This window comes from Terrimonas ginsenosidimutans (assembly GCF_022012415.1).
GTDB lineage: Bacteria > Bacteroidota > Bacteroidia > Chitinophagales > Chitinophagaceae > Terrimonas_A > Terrimonas_A ginsenosidimutans.
Window position 1 is genome coordinate 213,273 of the sequence record NZ_JAKLTR010000002.1, and the last position, 18,332, is coordinate 231,604.

The following is an 18,332-nucleotide window of genomic DNA, read 5'->3' on the forward strand; positions in this document are numbered from 1 at the left end:
ATTCGATGCTGAAAAATGCTAAATTCGGCTTTATTGATGCTGAAACCGCATCAATCCCTGATATGACGACACAGCAGATCGGATACTTTTTGCAGCTATCTGAAGAGCTTCACTATTGGCGAACCTCTTATAAAATGAACGCAACGCAGTCGGTGATCAGCCGGCAGATCAAATCCCTGGAGGAAGAATTGCAGGTGCAGCTTTTTGTGCGCTCCAACAGGAAGGTGGAGTTGACGCCAGCCGGTAAATTTCTTCAGCAGCAGTGGAAGCCCCTGTTTGAACGGGTCCATTCAGCGGCGCGTTATGCGCGCAAGATCCATCAGGGTGAAGGCGGCAGCGTGATCATCAATCATCCCGGTTCGATCAGCTTTGATATACTTCCGGTCCTGCTTAGCCGGATCGCTTCTCTTTACAGCGATGTGAAGGTTGAGCTTATCCAGATCAAACACTCGCTCGAGATAGAAATGCTGAGATCGTATGAAGTAGATCTGTGTTACAGCAGGCATTTGTATGAAGACGATCTGATCACTTCTACACTTATTCGCCAGGATCATCTGGCGTTGGTTGTACCCGAAGCTCATCCGATCACCAGGAAAGCAGAGATCTCTTCAAGGACATTGCAGAATGAACGCTTTATCTTATCCACTCTTACGGATGGAGAGGCTTATCAGCTTAAGATCGACGAGATCTTTGCTACGTATGCCATCAAGCCGAATATCCGTTTTGAATCTGATTTCGGTTCCGTGATCCTGAGTCTTGTTGCCAAAAAGCTTGGAATATCCATTATGCCGTTTTCTTATTCGCAGGCAAAGCCACCAGGCGTCAGATTTATAAAGCTGCCATTTGAAGTGCCGCTTTATTTACTTTGGCGGAAGGATGAAGAGAACGCAGTTATCAGGAACGTGTTGGATCTGATCATCTGAAGGTGGCGGGATTTCCTGCCGATGGCCGAACGGGATGCGGTGTTAAATATGATTGTATAACCCAGCGTTGATCCGTTGCAGTGGACTTTGATCAGGTTGCCGATCGGATCCCCGGCCATCCGACATCGGACGACTCCGGGATAACGCCTTTTTACCTAGCTTTGACGCATGCGATCATTGAATTTCAAGAATAAATGGGTTTTGGTAACCGGCGCATCATCCGGGTTGGGTCAGGAAATGGCTTTGCAGCTTGCGTCAAAAGAAGGTGCTAATCTGATTATCACGGCGCGCCGTGCAGACAGGCTCGAGCAACTCAGGGCAGAACTGGTGAAAAATGCGGGCGTTCAGGTAAAGATCATCGTGGCGGATATTTCGACTAATGCGGATGTGGACAGGATCATCAAAGAAAGCACAGAAGGGCAGGAGCTCTACGCTGCCATCCTGAACGCGGGTATCACCTACTTCGGAGAACATAAGAAGATCACGGATGCCGATTTCGACCGGCTGATACAAACAAATGTAACCGGCGTAGTGCGTATGGCTACGCAACTGGTGAAATATTTTGAGGAAAATGGCCGGGAAGGTGGTGTTATGACTGTTACCAGTATGGCGACATTATACCCAGTGCCGTACCAGGCTTTGTATAGTGGCAGCAAGGCGTTCATCACAAATTTTATGCTGGCATTATCACAGGAACTTACCAATAAAGATCTTTCACTTACTGTATTTGCTCCAAGCGGGATTGAAACGGAAATGACGCAGGACGAAAAGTTCGGGGGGCTGAAGAAATGGCTGATGCCTGTGAGCCAGGCAGCGTTGGAAGGGATCCAGTCGTTAAAATTCAGGAAGCTCTTCTATATTCCTGGTGCACTGAACCGGAATGGAAGCCGGTTCATGAAATTATTGCCGAGGAGATTTATCCTTTCGACGATGGCAAAAACATACAGGAAATCACTGGGGTTGCCGCATTGACCTGTTGTTTCGTCTGAAAAAAACTTGATCGTACAAGAGGTCCGGCTGCTGTTCTGCTGAAAAATAGTATGTGGTGTTGGACTTTTTTGATTAATCCTATTGGATGATAAATGTGGTCAACAGGGAGCTTTGACACATGTATCATGTGCTTTTTCCTGCTTGAATTTGCCTGTGACCGTTTTTACACTCATCTTAAATGGTGATGCCGGGTATACTCGGCTGGCACTGTTTTCCCCGTAAATTGAGCTACCATCCTTTTGTTCATCTCTCTCAAATCTTTATTGTATATGCGGGAAGTCTTTATTAAAAAGTACTGGGCCGAGGAGAACATCCTGTTCTACGTACACTTCCAGGATGGAAGGGCCGTACGTCAGATCGAAGTTACTCCTAACCATAAAGTCTTTTTGTCAACAGAAAACCCGATAGAGGGAGAATTCAGTTTGTATGATCAGTCCCTGGACGATCTTCAGCTTGATCAGAAGGACTTTATTACAGCAGCGGTATTTGAGAGTGTTTGGGGTAAGAGATAGTATAGTTCCAGACAACGCACAATCTGTCAGAGACTTAATACAACTTCACCTCCCTGTATCAGAAAATCAATGATAGTAGTTGTTCCTGCCATGTATTGGGGCCAGTTCATTTCCCAGTATGCTAGAAGCTCCCTGAGCATTCCCTTTTCGTAACGGCTGGCAATTGGAAAGTCAGCCGGCTTGGTGCCACATGTTTTTGACAGCTGTGCCTGCATGAAATGGCACATCGCTTCTTCCATCTCATATAAAGATGTTTTATGGCTGATAGCAAGCTTTGCAAGCTTTTTTGCCCGTGGCAATTCCATCCAGTTTTGCCCGGCAGGGCCGGTCAGTAACAAATGAGTTCCTTCATGTCCGATCACCCAGGGTAGATTCGGTGTTTTAAATAGCGAGGTATAGATGCCTGTCGGGTTATAATTTGCGCTGCCGGCCAGGTGATAAGCAAGTGCTCCGATCTGTAAGGTGTCTGTTGCTAAGTATAACCTTGTCAGCCGTTGATAATTCTCCAGTACATTCATTTCAGTGAGCTGGTGTTTCCATATGGCTGTATGCGCCTCGATCTCCGGAAGGATCTGTTTCTGCCATATGCTATCAAAGGTACTGAAATGGGCTTCGCCGGCTTTAACCAGTGCAAGTATCGAGTCATAGTGCGGTAGTCGCTCCCCAAAACCAAGCTTCTTCTGAAATGGCTTTTGTATAGTGGTTGATCCGGCTTTTTTATAAAGGCGATCCAGCAGGGGATAGATCTCCCGGTAGTACTTAAGCTGCAGGGAAGTTACAATTTCCGGCAGTGCGATCAGCTCGTCGAGCGTTGATAAATTCCGGATGCCGGAGATGCTGTCAATGTCCGGATGATGGTCGAGTGTCTTCCTGTTGAACAGCAGGTACAGATAATCACCCAGGGATGAATGTACAAATTGCACGGCAGGATTGGGCGCTGGAGTATGGTGTGCCCTGATCGTTGTCAGCGCGATGATGAGCCCCATCATTGTGAAAAGTACGAGCGGACGGAAACGTTTTCTCCGGAACTGGACCATTTAAGCAAGGGTTTTAAAGTGGAAAACTAAGGTAGATGTCCTTTCGGAATCTGCGCTGGTAGTTGAAATGACCATACTGACGGATCAACCGGGTTTTGGTGAAGATCAGTTGTATGGGGACGGATAGCATTTCTTCTGCTGGTTCGGTTCTTCGAAGATTCTATATTTGCAGCAATCAGGGAATGGCCCGGTATTTCACTACAAAAAATATATCATTGGATATTTTACGGCGGCATATAGAGAGAATCGTAACGCTTACGGATGAGGAGTTCAGTCTCATCTCTTCTCATTTTACCGCTCAGCAGTTTCAAAAGAAGCAATTCGTCTTTCGTCCGCAGGAGCGGGTTCCGTTTGTATACTTTATATTATCGGGTTTAACCGTGCTGGTTCATCTTGATGACAATGGTCAGGAGCATATTCTTTCCTTTGCGATGGAGGACTGGTGGGAAACCGATCTCGGGGCTTTTCTTCATCAGCGTCATGCAACAATGGGATTGTATTGTCTTGAAGATACGGCCATGCTGAAGCTTTCGCTGGATGGTTACAATACTATTTGCAGCCGGGTGCCGAAAATGGAACGTTTCTTCCTTGCAAAAGCAAACGGTGGACATATTGCATCGCAGCAGCGCATTCTTTCCTTTCAAATGGTCGATGCAAAATTAAGGTATCAGTGGTTTCTGGAACGATATCCATTCCTGGTGCAGCGCATTTCCAAAACAGTGCTTGCATCATACCTGGGTGTATCCCGGGAGACATTGAGCAGGTTATCCCGCAGCAGATAGTGTGTTCAAATAGTGACAAATGTCACAAGCCTCCCTGTATTATTGCAGCAATTTTGCGTAGTCAATAACTTGATTCAAGCGACATTTTGTATGTCACAAAATTTTATGATTATGGAAAAGGCAATAATTAATCCCTGGCAATGGCAGTATGAGCGTAGTTACGTGCAGGCGGTAGAAGTAAAGAATGCGAATAGCACATTATATGTTTCGGGGCAGGCTGCTGTACATGCAGATGGCAGATCAAGCAATGCGGATATGCTTACACAATTGAACCTTGCTATTGCGAACCTGGAAGAGGTGATCAGCAAGGCAGGATACAGGTGTGCAGACATCGTACGACTCACCATTTATACGACGTCGGCAGAAACCTTGTGGCCGCATTTCCCCGTTTTGCAGGAATGGATCAGCAGGCATGGGATCCAGACGGCGGTTACTTTCATGGAAGTAAAGACATTGTTTGAAACATTGTCAGTAGAACTGGAAGCAACCGCGGTAAGATAGCGCTGACTTGAGTTGATTAATAGCCGCAAGGCCTCAGTCGTTGGTTTTCTGCTCCATCATTGTTTTTACAGACGCAAACAGCTCATTAACGTCGAATGGCTTTGCAAAGAAGTGATCTGCTCCTGCGCCAAGCGCTACGCGCTCTCCATTTGGGTTTGCTGAAATTGCGACAATACGCATGCGGGCTGCGGCTTTGTTTTTCTTCAATAAACGGATCATCTGATCGCCGGATAAATAAGGCATCCAAAGGTCTACCAGCAAGACATCGGGTTTGTGTTTTTCGACCCAGGTGATCACCTGCTGGCTATCCGGCTCAGCGATCACTTTGCAATGTGGTTGAAAGAGGCGTTGAAGAACATCCAGTATGGCTGGGTCATCGTCACAGATCAGTACGGTTTTGTCTTGCATAATTTAAGGAGAAGATTTTACTGGCGCAGCCGGAACCTGGCTGAGCGCATAGTACCTGAATAAATTTTCATGCCATTTGTGTCGATTAACGGGAAAGTGCTTAAAAAGAGGATAAAAGACCTATAAATGGGTATTGTGAAAGTGTGTTTTTTGCATTTTCTTGCGACCGCATAATTTGTCTTTTATGAAAAAACTGTGCGTATTGCCACTTTTGCTTTGCGTATTTCATCTTGCATCCTCTGCTCAGCTGATAGGAAAAGGTGATCCCGCATACTATGGACCCCGTATCAGTCTTAATGAAATTCCCAATATGACTGTGCAGGATGGTAACGGCAATAAGTTCAAACTGGCTGATTATATACGCGATAACCGTCTTCATCCTGATAAACCGATCCTTGTTTATACCTGGTTTACGTTTTGTTCGGCCTGCGTCAGGCAGGTCGACTCACTGGCCGCAAGAGGTTTTGGTGACCGCTACAATGTGATCACGATCCTCCTTAAATACACTAATTCGTCTAAGCCGGAAACTAAGAGTCTCGAAGAGTATATCAAGGGTACTAATTCAAAGCGTGACTGGAATAAATTCATCAACCTGGTCACAGATGATACGGTGGCGGACCAGCATCTGTGGAATGGGAAAACTACTCCGTTGTTCCTGTTTGCGGACAAGAATATGAAGATCTATCACCATTTTCTATCTCTTAGTTCTGCTATGGTGGACGTGGCTGAAGATCTGTTGACCCGTATAGACAAGGGAACTTATGGATTTCAGCCGGGAAAATTGTACTATGATAAACGGGAAGCCCCGGTGGCGCCCTCCTCACGTGATGCAGAAAAATTTGTGCGGGTGTACCGGAGTGGTCAGTACCTGTATGCTCAAACGGGATCAAAAAAGGATAGTTCAAAAATCACAGAGAGATTCATTGAGCGAAACAGGGAGTTCATTTCCGATGGGGTTTTCGAAGAGTTTAATAAGGACGGAAAGCTGATCAGTAGTGTTACATATCGCGAAGGTGCGCTGACTGAAACCTTAAGGCAGACCTATGATGATGGAAAACTTCGTGCTGTTATTCCGGTGAACGGCGTTGCAAAAAGGTTTGATGAGGACGGGCGATTGACGCTGGAAGGGCCGATGAGGGATGGCCTTGGCAATGGATTGTTCAGGCAGTATTATGAGGGAGAGCTCACCGCAGAAATTATGATCAAAAAGGGACTGTATGATGGACCGTTAAAAAAGTATAAAGATGGCGTGCTTAGTTCGACGGAGCATTATGAAAAGGGGAAAAAGGTGCAGCAGAAGTGATCCGTAGAAATGAACTATGCACAGTAGGTTTTGCCAGCTTTGCAAGTAGTTTCCGGGGATCAACCCATGGGTACGCTGATATCTGTCTGCAATAGGAAGTCGACCTGGGGTCTGTGAAGTTCATCTGTGTCTTTCAGCCAGAACACCAGGACAATGCTCCCGCGTGTTAGAAGTTGGTTATATGGCCTTAATCTTGCGGGATATAATAAGCCGGAAAATCTTTTCGCAGACTATTCAAAACATCTTTGTTCTCCTCCGATAAATTCAGCACAACAATATCATCATCCGTGGATTCTATCCATTCGCCGTCCTGTTCTTCATAAATAGACCGGGCTTTATCTGCCAGTACCTCCATTCCGTTTTTGGTGTAAAATGAACGCAGCCTTTGTTCACAAAACCCGATCATTTGTATATTTCTGTCCTTTGCCTCTTTGGTAATTTTTCGTAGCAGTAAACTTCCATATCCTTTCTGTTTTTCGACGGAAACGAACCCTACGAATTCGGCGAAGTTGTAGGTCTTATCCGGTATGCGCAGAGAGAAATTATTGTTTATACGCGCAAGGCTCAATATGCATTCATTTTTATCAATTAGCAGATAAAATTCAGAATGCCTGAATTTGTGTCTGAAGGTTGGCGCGTCCATCGCCATCCATTCTTTCATTTCCCAGTTGGTTAAAATGACTCCAATTTCAGTATCAGCTAGTTGATCGGCAGATTTTGTAATGAAGTTGTTCATTGCCCTAAAGTTACTAAAGCTGTCTTAACTTGCCGGCGGGCATAATTGTTGAATCCATCTATTCATGCAGAAGAAAAAGCAACACACCGGTTTTGTGGAAGTCAAAGGTGCGCGGGAGCATAACCTGAAGAATATTCATTTGTCTATACCCCGTGATGCAATGGTGGTGTTTACGGGCATTTCGGGCTCGGGAAAATCATCGCTCGCATTCGGCACCTTATATGCAGAGGCACAGAGAAGATATCTTGAATCTGTTTCACCCTATGCCCGCCGTTTATTTCATCAGTTATCCGTTCCCCAGGTTGAGGAGATCACCGGATTGCCGCCTGCCGTTGCTTTACAACAGCAGCGCGGAGCTGCGACCAACCGGTCAACACTTGGAAGCGTTACCACCATTTCCAATCTGCTGCGGATGCTTTATTCCCGTGCGGGCGACTATCCTAAAGGTCAAACGATCTTATATGCAGAGTCCTTTTCGCCCAATACACCGGAAGGCGCCTGCCCAAGATGTCATGGACTGGGGCGTATATATGACGTAACGGAACAGTCGATGGTACCTGATGATTCGCTCTCCATTCGTGAAAGAGCAGTTGCTGCATGGCCAACTGCCTGGCATGGACAGAACCTTCGCGATATTCTTATTACGCTCGGTTATGATGTGGATACACCGTGGCGTGATCTGCCGAAGAAAGACAGGGAGTGGATCCTGTTCACCGAAGAACAACCCGTTGTTCCGGTCTATGCGGGATTTTCCCATAAAGAAGTAAAACAGGCGATCAAACTGAAAGTGGCGCCAAGTTATAAAGGGACATTCACCAGTGCACGCAAACACGTATTGCAGACCTTTGCGAATTCACAAAGCGCCATGCTGAAAAAACGGGCTCAACAATATATGGTGGCCTCTGATTGCCCTGTGTGCAACGGCAGGCGTTTGAAGAAAGAAGCATTGTCCATCACCTTTCAGGGTTATGATATAGCAGAGATCAGTTCCCTGCCGTTGGAGGAATTACATGAACTGCTGGTTGCAGCCCTGGGTCAGCCGTTTCAGGATGAACAGCAGCACCAGGTTGTATTGCGCATCGGGGAGGACATGGTTGCGCGGCTGAATGTATTGTTAAGGCTTGGGCTCGGTTATCTTTCTCTCGATCGGAGTACGCCTACTTTGTCTCCGGGTGAACTGCAGCGCATGCGCCTTGCCACACAGGTACGTGCCAATCTTTTCGGCGTTGTATATGTGCTGGATGAACCTTCTGCGGGGCTTCATCCTTCAGATACCGAAGCCTTGCTGGAAACACTCGATATGCTGAAAGCTGCGGGAAACTCGCTTTTTATTGTGGAGCATGATCTTGCAGTGATCAGGCATGCAGACTGGATCGTTGATGTTGGTCCTTTTGCCGGTCAGCTCGGAGGAGAGATCCTTTACAGCGGAAAGCTGGATGGCCTTCAAAAAGTGGAAGCCTCGCTTACAAAGAATTACCTGCAGGAGCGATCACCGGTAGACTCACATCAGCGGTTGCCCAAAGGCTGGCTCAGGGTGAAGGATATTACCCGTAACAATCTGGACCGGCTGGCTGTTGATTTTCCGCTGGGGATCTTTACCGCAGTGACCGGTATTTCCGGTTCCGGGAAATCAAGCCTTGTAAGCCAGGCGCTGGTTGAACTGGTGTCTGCTGCGCTCGGCCAGGAATTGGTCAGTGAGAAAGAAGAAAGCGGAGCAGAGTGGGAGGAGAAACCCGTCCGTACAGAAAGTGGTGTCATCACCGCCGGGATGGAAAAAATTACGCGTTTGATCCAGGTTGATCAGAAAGCGATCGGGCGAACCCCGCGTTCAAACCTGGCTACATATACGGGGCTATTCGATCATGTGAGAAAAATATTCGCGGCGACAAGACTTGCCAAACAGCGGAAATATGACGCAGGTTATTTTTCGTTCAATCTCCCGAAAGGCCGTTGTCCGAATTGCCAGGGTGAAGGGTTTGTTATGGTGGAATTATTATTCCTGCCCAGCGTATATACGCCCTGTCCGGTTTGTCATGGTTCGAGGTACACTGGTAAAACACTCGAAGTCACCTATCTTGAAAAGAACATAGCGCAGGTACTGGACATGACGGTGAATGAAGCGGCGCAATTTTTTAAACAAGAGGAAACGGTCAGCCGGTCATTAAATGTACTGATCGAAGTAGGCCTGGGCTATCTCCGGCTTGGTCAGCCCGCAACAGAATTGTCGGGTGGTGAAGCACAGCGGATCAAGCTGGCTACGGAGTTACAACGGGTAGGCAAGGGCAATACGCTATATGTGTTGGATGAACCGACAACCGGCCTTCATCCGTTTGACGTGGAAAAGTTAATGAAGCAACTCCATAAACTGGTGGATGCCGGTAATACGGTGATCGTGGTTGAACATAATATGCGCGTGATCGCAGGGGCGGACTGGGTAATGGAGATCGGGCCGGGAGCTGGCGCTAAAGGTGGTCAGCTGGTTGTCGCCGGCACGCCGGAACAGGTATCGGCGCATCCGGAAAGCAGGACGGCACCGTATCTTCAGAAGTTCGTTATCCATTGACCGGCTTTAATCCGGATGAAGGACAAGGGGCAACGGACAACGAATGATCCTGTGATCCCGGTCGTCCATAACCATGTGTTCAAATTGAGAGTTTTTCATTACTTTTCGATTAATTTTTACTCTAACTGATTAGCAGCGATCGTGCGAACGGAAGGCCTACATAATGAAAAATGGTTGATAACCAGAATGCAGGAAGGCGATGAACAGGCTTTTACTGTTCTGTATGGGCATTATGGCCCAAGGCTTTATGTCAATATCCTCCGTATGGTGAAAGACCAGGTGCAGGCGGAGGAGATCGTTCAGGAACTTTTTACGCGGATCTGGCAGCAGCGCCGTCATAAGGCAATCGCTGAAAATTTCCAGGGATATATCTACCGGATCGGGCAAAACCTGGTGTATGATTTTTACAGGAGCCTCAAGCGTGATGCGCAACTCTTAGAAAAATTTCGGGTTTTTGCCCAACAGCATTACGAGCACATTGAAGAAGCTTTGCAAGACAAACAACATCATATATTCCTGCAACAGGCAATGAAGCAACTTTCTCCTCAGCAAAGACGGGTCTATGAACTCGTCAAAATAAATGGACATACCTATAAGCAGGCTGCGGAGATACTGGGGATCTCACCGCTTACGGTGAAGGAGTATCTTGTCGCAACCAATAAGTTAATACGCAATTACATCTTAGCGAACACAGACGCGGCGGCAATACTGATAGTGAGCTGGTCGTTGTATTTTGGTTTACATTGATTTATCGTCTTTATCTTACATTCTACTAACGGGTTGTTCTTACTCCTGCATGGCGTAAATGGTATTGCAGAGGGCGCAAAGAAACCGCAGAGAGCGCAGAGAAAATCTTTGCGTTCTCTGCGGTTTCTTTGCGTCCTCTGCGATACTCCCCCGCCGGTAAATTTTTTTTCTTTATCTATCCCCCCATTTGGTTTGCTCCTCCGTTCCTGTTCTAATAAAACTAACTGCGTGGACAAAAGGCATTACGATGAATTGTTCGATCGGCTGCTCGAGGGTAAGCTATCTGCTGAAGAAACGGAAGATTTACTAAAATGGATTCAGCGTGAGGAGAATAGGAGTGAAGTCTCAGATTCTATCTTAAGCGCTTTTCAACAAACGGCTTCTTCGCAGGAGGTTTCCCCGGAGATCCGGCAAAGGCTTCAGGCACGTTTACCCCTGATCATCCAGGAAGGGAATGCAAGGCGTGATCTCCGAACCAACATCGTCCGCCAGTCCTGGTTCCGCTTTGCCGCTGCCGCCATCCTGATCGGGATCGTCGGATTCTCTGTCTACAAATTCTTGCCTCAATCGTCTGATAATGTAAAAGTGCCGGTTACGGCGAACATCGCTTCTACGGATATTGCGCCGGGACATGAAGGCGCGGTGCTTACACTGGCCGATGGCCGCAAGATCCTGCTGGACAGCCTGGGTAACGGGATCATCGCTTCTTCGGAAGGTGCGGAGGTCAAGCTCTCTGATGGTCAGCTGATCTACGATAATGTATCAGACAACGCCACTGCTTCTTATTATAATACTATATCCACGCCGAAAGGTCGTTTCTTCCAGATAGTCTTACCTGATCAGACGAAAGTCTGGCTGAATGCTGCTTCCTCACTTCGTTATCCAACGGCCTTTGCCGCGAACGAAAGACGTGTCGAGATCGATGGCGAAGCTTATTTCGAAGTGGCGAAAAACCCCGCTGCTCCCTTTATCGTAAAAGTGAATGACGAAACAACTGTGAGAGTACTGGGCACTCACTTTAATATCAACGCGTATACAAACGAGGAAGAGATCAGAACAACCCTGCTCGAAGGATCTGTCCAGGTATCAGGCAAAAGCAACCTGGCAACGATCAAGCCTGGCCAGCAGGCCAAGATCTCCCGCAATTCAGACAATACAGTGCGCATTGCGGAATCCGTGAACATCGACAAAGTGATGGCCTGGAAGAACGGCTCGTTCAACTTTGAAGACGCAACGCTCGAAGAGGTAATGCATCAGCTTGAAAGATGGTATGATATCGACGTGGTATACGAACAGGGCGTTCCAAAGATCGAATTCGTCGGAAAAATGGGCCGCGATCTCTCACTCAAATCCGTTCTGCGCGGGCTCGAACTAAGCAAAGTCCGTTTCAAGCTCGAGGGGAGAAAGCTGCTGGTGTTGCCGTAGGTAAGTTTAAAAGTTTAATGGTTTAAAAGTTTAAAAGTTTTTCCGGTATGAATTGAACAGGTTAACATTTAAACCTTAAACATTTAAACTTTTAAACCAACAAATCATATGTAAAACTCTTTCAATAAAAAAGCCACCAGGACTGCCATCCCGGTGGCTGCCCGATCACTCGGGAGTTCACTTTAAACGTTCGAGGAAAATCAAACATTCAAAATTAAACCAATGCGAATTTATGCAGAAAACTGCTTATTCTAACCGGCGCACTGCCGAGATGCCGGTTTCCGAAAAAAGGTCTGCGCAATCAGCCTGGAAACCCCGGTGGCCGCGAAGGGTTCTCACCAAAACGCTGATAGTTATGAAACTTACGATTGTCTTTCTTGCATTGGGCATGCTGCATGCCCGGGCTGAAGGTTTTGGTCAAACCATTACCTTCTCTGGCAAGAATGTAACGCTTGCCAAAATCTTTACAGCCGTTGAAAAACAAACCGGCTATTCCATTTTTGCAAACAAAGAATTGCTGAAGGAATCCAGACCCGTTACCGTGTCTGCCTCAGGAATGCCTTTGACTGAATTTCTTGATCTCACTTTCAGGAATCAACCCCTGGGTTATGAGATCGAAAGCAAAACCATCTTTATTAAAGAAAAGCCGGTATCCCGCGCAGCGGACAGAACAGAGCTGACTGTTGCGGAGATCCCGAAACTCGCGATCACTGGTACGGTTACGTCTTCAGATGGTACTCCGCTGGAGGGTGCAACCGTGTCTATCAAAGGTTCAAGAGAATCTGCGATCACTAATGCGGAAGGTCGCTATTCCATTTCTGCTGAAGGAACACAGGTGCTGGTATTCAGCTATGTGGGCTACACCAATCTTGAAGTGCCGGTGAATAACCGCACTACCATCGATGTTACCCTTGAAAAGGCGGTAAACGAAATGGAGCAGGTGGTTGTTACCGCTCTTGGTATCACCAGGAAGTCAAAAGCGCTTACTTACAATGTGCAGGAAGTAAAAGGCGATGAGCTTAACAGAGTGAAAGATGCCAACTTTGTAAACAGCCTTGTGGGTAAAGTTGCCGGTGCAACCATCAACAGTTCGTCTGCGGGCGCCGGTAGTTCATCCCGCGTGGTAATGCGTGGTGCAAAATCGATTACTGGTAATAACAATGCCCTGTATGTGATCGATGGTATACCGATGCCGAACAACGTCCGCGGCCAGGCAGAAGACATATTCTCCGGAGCGGGACAAACAGGCGACTTTGTATCTAACATCAATCCTGAAGATATCGAAAGCCTTACTGTATTGAGTGGCCCGTCCGCGGCTGCACTTTATGGTAGCGCTGCTGCAAATGGTGTGATCGTGATCAACACCAAAAAAGGCGCAAAGAACAAAACGGAAGTTTCAGCTTCCAACTCAACGATGTTCTCCAATCCGCTGATGCTGCCGAAATTCCAGAACACGTATGGTCAGTCTGAAACCGGCAGCTATTACAGCTGGGGTGAAAAACTGACAACTCCATCATCTTATCAGCCGAAGGATTATTTCCAGAATGGTTTGAACATCAGCAATTCGGTAACACTTTCTACCGGTACCGATAAGAACCAGACATATGTTTCGCTGGGTAATGTGAACGCACGTGGGATCATTCCTAACAATGATTTCAATCGTTACAATTTCACGGCACGCAATACGTCTAGCTTCCTCGATGGAAAAATGACACTCGATCTGGGCTTTATGGCCGGGATCGTTGACGAGCAGAATATGATCTCCCAGGGACAGTATTTCAACCCGCTGGTAGCTGTTTATCTCTTCCCTCCCGGCGAAGATTTCAATAAAGTAAAAGCGTTTGAAAGATATGATCCTTCACGTAACCTGATGACGCAGTTCTGGCCTTACGGCGATAACGGTCTGATGATGCAGAACCCGTACTGGGTGACGGAGCGTGATCTCTTCCAGAATAAGAAGGAGCGCTACATGACCACCGCCGCACTGAAGTATCAGCTGAACAGCTGGATCAACCTGACAGGCCGTGTGAAAATGGATAAGAACAACGAAAAAGCGGAGCGCAAATTTGCAGCCTCTACCAACCAGTTGTTCGCATCCGAAAGAGGGTACTACTCACTCAACACGATCGATAACCGTCAGATCTATGCGGACGCCCTTGTGAACATCAACAAAACATTGAGCAGCGATTACGTACTTACGGCAAACATCGGTGGTTCTATCGAAGATATCCGTGCCAACCAGTACATGTATGGCGGCAGGCTCCAGGGCGTTCCGAACTTGTATACATATGCAAATATCAGCACTACCGGTGCCGATATCTCTCAGACGGGTTACAGCAGACAAAAGCAATCTGTATTCGGAAGCGCACAACTCGCTTTCAGGAACAGTGTATTCCTTGATGTTACAGGAAGAAATGACTTTGCTTCTACATTGGCAGAATCTATTAGCCAGTCGTTCTTCTATTCATCAGTAGGTCTCTCTGGTGTAATGACAGATCTGTTGCCGATCAAATCTGATATCTTATCATATCTGAAACTGCGTGGTTCTTATTCAGAAGTGGGTAATGAGCCGACGCATTTGCTGACGATCCCGACTTATCCGCTTGCAGGAGGTTTCCCTGTTACACAAACAAGGATGCCAAATCCAAACCTGAAGCCGGAGCTGACAAAGTCCATCGAACTCGGTCTGAATGCTTCATTGTTCAGAGGCGCATTGAATATTGATGCGACGGTGTACACATCCCGTACTTACAACCAGTTCTTTGAACCGACGCTTTCTGCTGCTTCCGGTTACACCAGTGTGATCGTGAATGCTGGCCGTGTTGATAATAAAGGTATCGAGGTGAGTGCGCGTTATAACCGCAAGTTTGGCGACCTGAATGTAAGCTCTTATGCAACCTATTCATTGAACAGGAATAAGATCGTTGAGTTGTTGCCAGGCTGGGTTAACCCGATCACGAAAGAAGTGGTAACCCTGCGTGAGCTGGAAATGGCTGGTACAGGCAGTTACCGTATGACCCTGAAAGAAGGTGGTTCTATGGGTGATATTTATGTGAACACACTTCGTGTGGATGAGCATGGGGCGATCTATGTTGATCCGGGTTCACAGACCGTAGTGGCAGAACCAAACAAGTTCGTCTATGCGGGAAGTAACAATCCAAAATATAATCTTGGCTGGGGTAATAATCTTAACTGGAAAGGCATCGGTCTGAGCTTTCTCTTCACAGCAAGAGTTGGTGGTATCGTTGTATCCAACACACAGGCGATCATGGATGCGTTTGGTGTATCTGAAGCAACAGCAGAAGCAAGGGATAATGGCGGTGCGATCGTGAATGGCCGTCCGGTTCCTGCAAGAGAATACTACCAGGTAGTTGGTGCTGGTGCATCCGGCGGTATCGCATCAATGTACACATACAGCGCAACGAACGTAAGACTGGCTGAATTGTCACTCGGGTATGACATCCCTGTGAAAAGATTCACCAACGTGATAAAGAAAATGAATGTGTCATTGATCGGTCGTAACCTGTTCATGTTGTACAACAGGGCGCCGTTCGATCCTGAGTTGACTTCCAATACCCAGACTTATTTCCAGGGTATCGACTATTTCATGATGCCAAGCCTTCGTTCTCTTGGCTTCTCGTTCAAATTAAATTTCTGATCACCCAAGACACTTGATTCTATATGATAACAGGTAAAACAAATTTTTGGAAATACTTCACACCGGTAGGCGCGCTGCTACTGGTCGTTGGTTCAGCCTGTACGAAAAATTTCGACGAGCTCAATACCAACCAGCATGAAGCAACCGAGGATATGATGGCGACTGACAACCTCAAGACAGGCGCTTTCTTCTCGCAGATGCAGCGTAACGTGGTTTTATTCAGGGATGGGATCAACCTATCGAGTGATTACCAGGTTGCACAGGGCCTGACCAGTGACGTTTATTCTGGTTATGTAGCACCAACAGGTACATGGTATGGCGGTGTGCATAACGGTTCTTACTATCTGATCCCGGGATGGATCGAAAGAACCTTTGTTTCTGGTTTTGCTTCGGTGATGCCGGCATGGCAATCGATCAATACCATTTCCTCGCAGCAGGGCCTGCCGGAAGTTGCCGCACTGGCAACGATCGTGAAAGTACAGGCTATGCACCGCGTGGCAGATGCATATGGTCCGATCCCTTATCTCAACTTCGGTAATGGAACATTGCAGGCAACGTATGACCCTTTGCAGGACGTGTATGCCCGCTTCTTCCAGGAACTGGATGGTGCGATCGATGTGCTGACCACTTATGCGCAGGGCAATCCTTCCTCTACGGTAATGCGCTCTTATGACAATATCTATGGCGGTAATGTCACCAAATGGGTGAAGTTTGCCAATACGCTTCGTCTGCGTCTCGCACTGCGCGTGGTGTATGCGAATGCAGGATTGGCGAGAACGGAAGCTGAAAAATCTGCAGCCAATCCACTTGGGTTTATCTCAACGCAGGACGAAAGAGCGGCGCTGATCCATTCACCAAACCTGGTTTATTTCCACCCTCTCTATGAGATCGCTTATACCTTCAACGCCGGTGAGGTCCGTATGAGTGCGTCAATGGATGCCTACATGAATGGTTATGATGATCCAAGACGTACTTCCTATTTTACCCGCGCGAGTGATGGAAACTTCCATGGTGTTCGCCAGGGGATCGTTACTACCAACTGGACTCCATACAGTGGACCGGCGATATCCAACCTGAACATCAACAACAGCACATCGCAGATCGTATGGATGACGGCTGCTGAATCCTTTTTCCTGCGTGCAGAAGGCGCTTTGCGCGGATGGGCAATGGGTGGAACGGCCGAACAATTCTATAACCAGGGTATTACCGCTTCATTTACAGAGAATGGCGTAGCCGGATCAGCTCCTGCTTATCTCGCAAACACCACTTCTGTACCTGTTGCTTTTGCTGATAACAGCGGCCAGTCAGGTAATAATGCACCAGCGCCAAGCACTGTTACCATCGCATGGGATGCAGCTGCCTCTTTCGAAACAAATCTTGAAAGGATCATTACCCAGAAATGGCTGGCGATGTTCCCCGACGGACCAGAAGGCTGGGCTGAATTTCGCCGTACCGGTTATCCGAAACTGTTCCCGGTTGTTTCCAATAACAGTAACGGAACGATCAACACCGCTACACAGATCCGCCGGATCACGTATCCGCAATCTGAATACAATAACAACCGTCCGGGCGTTCAGTCAGGCCTGACAGCACTCGGCGGCCCCGACGGCGGTGGCGTTAAACTCTGGTGGGATAAAAAATAATAAACCGAAATACTTTTATTATGACTAATAGAATAAAACTGATTCCACTCTTTACGCTTTGCAGTGTATTGCTGCTGGCGGTAGGATGTGTCAAAGAAGAAGCTCTTGAAATACAGAAGCCATATACGTACGATGAGCAGTATCATGCCAATCTTCGCGCGTATAAGAAAACCAATCACAATATCTGCTTCGGCTGGTTCGCTGCCTATGCACCGATCGCAGGTTCGACCGGTTATAAAGATCCTGCCTCATGGGGTGAAAGAATAATTGGTATCCCTGACAGCATGGATATCGTATCTCTTTGGATGGGCATCCCCAGCAATGATACCGCTTCACCTTCTTATGCGCCTATCGCATACGCCGATATGAAGTATGTTCAAAAAGTAAAAGGAACAAGATTTGTTGCGCCTACGATCGTGAACTTCCGTTCAGTGATCACCCTGAAAGACGGAACCATCTTCGATCCAAACCTTCCTGAGAACAGGAATGATGCCGGTATTGAGAAGTACGGCCAATACCTGGTTGATCAGGTGCTGGATAATGATCTTGACGGACTGGATATCGACTGGGAACCGCCAAGTGGCGACTGGTTGAATAACCCAAACACGAATTTTGTTAAGCTTGTGCAGTACATCGGTAAATTCTTCGGACCAAAAGGAAGTACAGGAAAGTTGTTCATTATCGACTTCTATTCACTCGTACCTCCGGCTGGTACAGGCGAATACGCTGATTATTTTATCAGGCAGGCATATTCACAGGGTACAGGCGGTATTCAAACAGCAACCAACCTGCAGAATTATTACAACGCGGTTCAGGCCAACGTACCTCCTTCCAAATTCATCGTTACCGAGAACTTTGGCGACTTCTCTGAAAATGGAGGAACACCGTTCACGGAAGCAAATGGCAACCTGTTGTCTTCAGATGGAACACGTATGTATTCACTGGAGGGTATGGCCCGCTGGAATCCTACGCAAGGTAAAAAAGCAGGATTTGGTGCGTTCTATTTCGACCGTGATTATTATTCCAAGACCGGTGTGCCGTATTACAATGTGAGACGCGCTATTCAGATTGCTAACCCGGCTGCCCGTTGATGCCATCAAAAAA

At 47.2% G+C, this 18,332-nt stretch carries 15 protein-coding genes; 12 read left to right on the forward strand and 3 right to left on the reverse strand.

What is annotated here, in order from left to right; genetic code table 11:
- Nucleotides 1-5: 5 nt before the first annotated feature.
- The 3 genes from LZZ85_RS03475 to LZZ85_RS03485 all read left to right on the forward strand — a co-directional run bounded on the left by LZZ85_RS03475 (nucleotide 6) and on the right by LZZ85_RS03485 (nucleotide 2,425).
- Nucleotides 6-923 carry a LysR family transcriptional regulator gene (locus tag LZZ85_RS03475; RefSeq protein ID WP_237868549.1) on the forward strand — a complete coding sequence of 306 codons (918 nt, stop codon included), beginning with the start codon at nucleotides 6-8 and terminating at the stop codon, nucleotides 921-923.
- A 168-nt stretch (nucleotides 924-1,091) separates the two neighbouring features.
- Entirely contained in the window at nucleotides 1,092-1,895 is an 804-nt protein-coding gene (locus LZZ85_RS03480) for an SDR family NAD(P)-dependent oxidoreductase (RefSeq protein ID WP_237868550.1), read from the forward strand.
- A gap of 287 nt (nucleotides 1,896-2,182) precedes the next feature.
- Entirely contained in the window at nucleotides 2,183-2,425 is a 243-nt protein-coding gene (locus tag LZZ85_RS03485) for a hypothetical protein (RefSeq protein ID WP_237868551.1), read from the forward strand.
- A gap of 26 nt (nucleotides 2,426-2,451) precedes the next feature.
- Here the strand turns inward: LZZ85_RS03485 and LZZ85_RS03490 are convergent, their stop codons facing one another.
- Nucleotides 2,452-3,462, reverse strand: a complete 1,011-nt coding sequence (locus LZZ85_RS03490) for a hypothetical protein (RefSeq protein WP_237868552.1) — start codon at nucleotides 3,460-3,462, stop codon at nucleotides 2,452-2,454.
- A gap of 98 nt (nucleotides 3,463-3,560) precedes the next feature.
- On the opposite strand from LZZ85_RS03490, the gene LZZ85_RS03495 reads away from it, so the two are divergent.
- Together LZZ85_RS03495 and LZZ85_RS03500 are read left to right on the forward strand one after the other, a co-directional pair.
- Nucleotides 3,561-4,244, forward strand: coding sequence for a Crp/Fnr family transcriptional regulator (locus tag LZZ85_RS03495; RefSeq protein ID WP_237868553.1), 684 nt, complete (start codon nucleotides 3,561-3,563; stop codon nucleotides 4,242-4,244).
- A gap of 111 nt (nucleotides 4,245-4,355) precedes the next feature.
- Nucleotides 4,356-4,745 (forward strand): RidA family protein, encoded by a 390-nt coding sequence (locus tag LZZ85_RS03500; RefSeq protein WP_237868554.1) that lies wholly within the window; start codon nucleotides 4,356-4,358, stop codon nucleotides 4,743-4,745.
- A gap of 33 nt (nucleotides 4,746-4,778) precedes the next feature.
- On the opposite strand, the gene LZZ85_RS03505 is transcribed toward LZZ85_RS03500, so the two are convergent.
- Nucleotides 4,779-5,153, reverse strand: a complete 375-nt coding sequence (locus tag LZZ85_RS03505; RefSeq protein ID WP_237868555.1) for a response regulator — start codon at nucleotides 5,151-5,153, stop codon at nucleotides 4,779-4,781.
- A 184-nt stretch (nucleotides 5,154-5,337) separates the two neighbouring features.
- Between LZZ85_RS03505 and LZZ85_RS03510 the strand changes: the two genes are divergently transcribed.
- The gene (locus LZZ85_RS03510; protein ID WP_237868556.1) at nucleotides 5,338-6,456 is read left to right on the forward strand and encodes a hypothetical protein; all 1,119 of its coding nucleotides are present in this window, start codon (nucleotides 5,338-5,340) and stop codon (nucleotides 6,454-6,456) included.
- Between the two features lie 187 nt (nucleotides 6,457-6,643).
- Here the strand turns inward: LZZ85_RS03510 and LZZ85_RS03515 are convergent, their stop codons facing one another.
- The gene (locus LZZ85_RS03515; RefSeq protein ID WP_237868557.1) at nucleotides 6,644-7,192 is read right to left on the reverse strand and encodes a GNAT family N-acetyltransferase; all 549 of its coding nucleotides are present in this window, start codon (nucleotides 7,190-7,192) and stop codon (nucleotides 6,644-6,646) included.
- 64 nt (nucleotides 7,193-7,256) lie between these two features.
- Between LZZ85_RS03515 and uvrA the strand changes: the two genes are divergently transcribed.
- The 6 genes from uvrA to LZZ85_RS03545 all read left to right on the forward strand — a co-directional run bounded on the left by uvrA (nucleotide 7,257) and on the right by LZZ85_RS03545 (nucleotide 18,319).
- Nucleotides 7,257-9,755, forward strand: coding sequence for an excinuclease ABC subunit UvrA (gene uvrA, locus LZZ85_RS03520; protein ID WP_237868558.1), 2,499 nt, complete (start codon nucleotides 7,257-7,259; stop codon nucleotides 9,753-9,755).
- 186 nt (nucleotides 9,756-9,941) lie between these two features.
- Nucleotides 9,942-10,502, forward strand: a complete 561-nt coding sequence (locus LZZ85_RS03525; protein ID WP_237868559.1) for an RNA polymerase sigma factor — start codon at nucleotides 9,942-9,944, stop codon at nucleotides 10,500-10,502.
- Between the two features lie 228 nt (nucleotides 10,503-10,730).
- The gene (locus LZZ85_RS03530) at nucleotides 10,731-11,927 is read left to right on the forward strand and encodes a FecR domain-containing protein (RefSeq protein WP_237868560.1); all 1,197 of its coding nucleotides are present in this window, start codon (nucleotides 10,731-10,733) and stop codon (nucleotides 11,925-11,927) included.
- Between the two features lie 355 nt (nucleotides 11,928-12,282).
- Nucleotides 12,283-15,585 carry a SusC/RagA family TonB-linked outer membrane protein gene (locus LZZ85_RS03535; protein ID WP_237868561.1) on the forward strand — a complete coding sequence of 1,101 codons (3,303 nt, stop codon included), beginning with the start codon at nucleotides 12,283-12,285 and terminating at the stop codon, nucleotides 15,583-15,585.
- Nucleotides 15,586-15,608: 23 nt separating this feature from the next.
- Nucleotides 15,609-17,228, forward strand: a complete 1,620-nt coding sequence (locus tag LZZ85_RS03540) for a RagB/SusD family nutrient uptake outer membrane protein (protein WP_237868562.1) — start codon at nucleotides 15,609-15,611, stop codon at nucleotides 17,226-17,228.
- A gap of 20 nt (nucleotides 17,229-17,248) precedes the next feature.
- On the forward strand, nucleotides 17,249-18,319 hold the full coding sequence (locus LZZ85_RS03545; RefSeq protein ID WP_237868563.1) for a glycoside hydrolase family 18: 1,071 nt from the start codon (nucleotides 17,249-17,251) through the stop codon (nucleotides 18,317-18,319).
- Nucleotides 18,320-18,332: the final 13 nt, after the last annotated feature.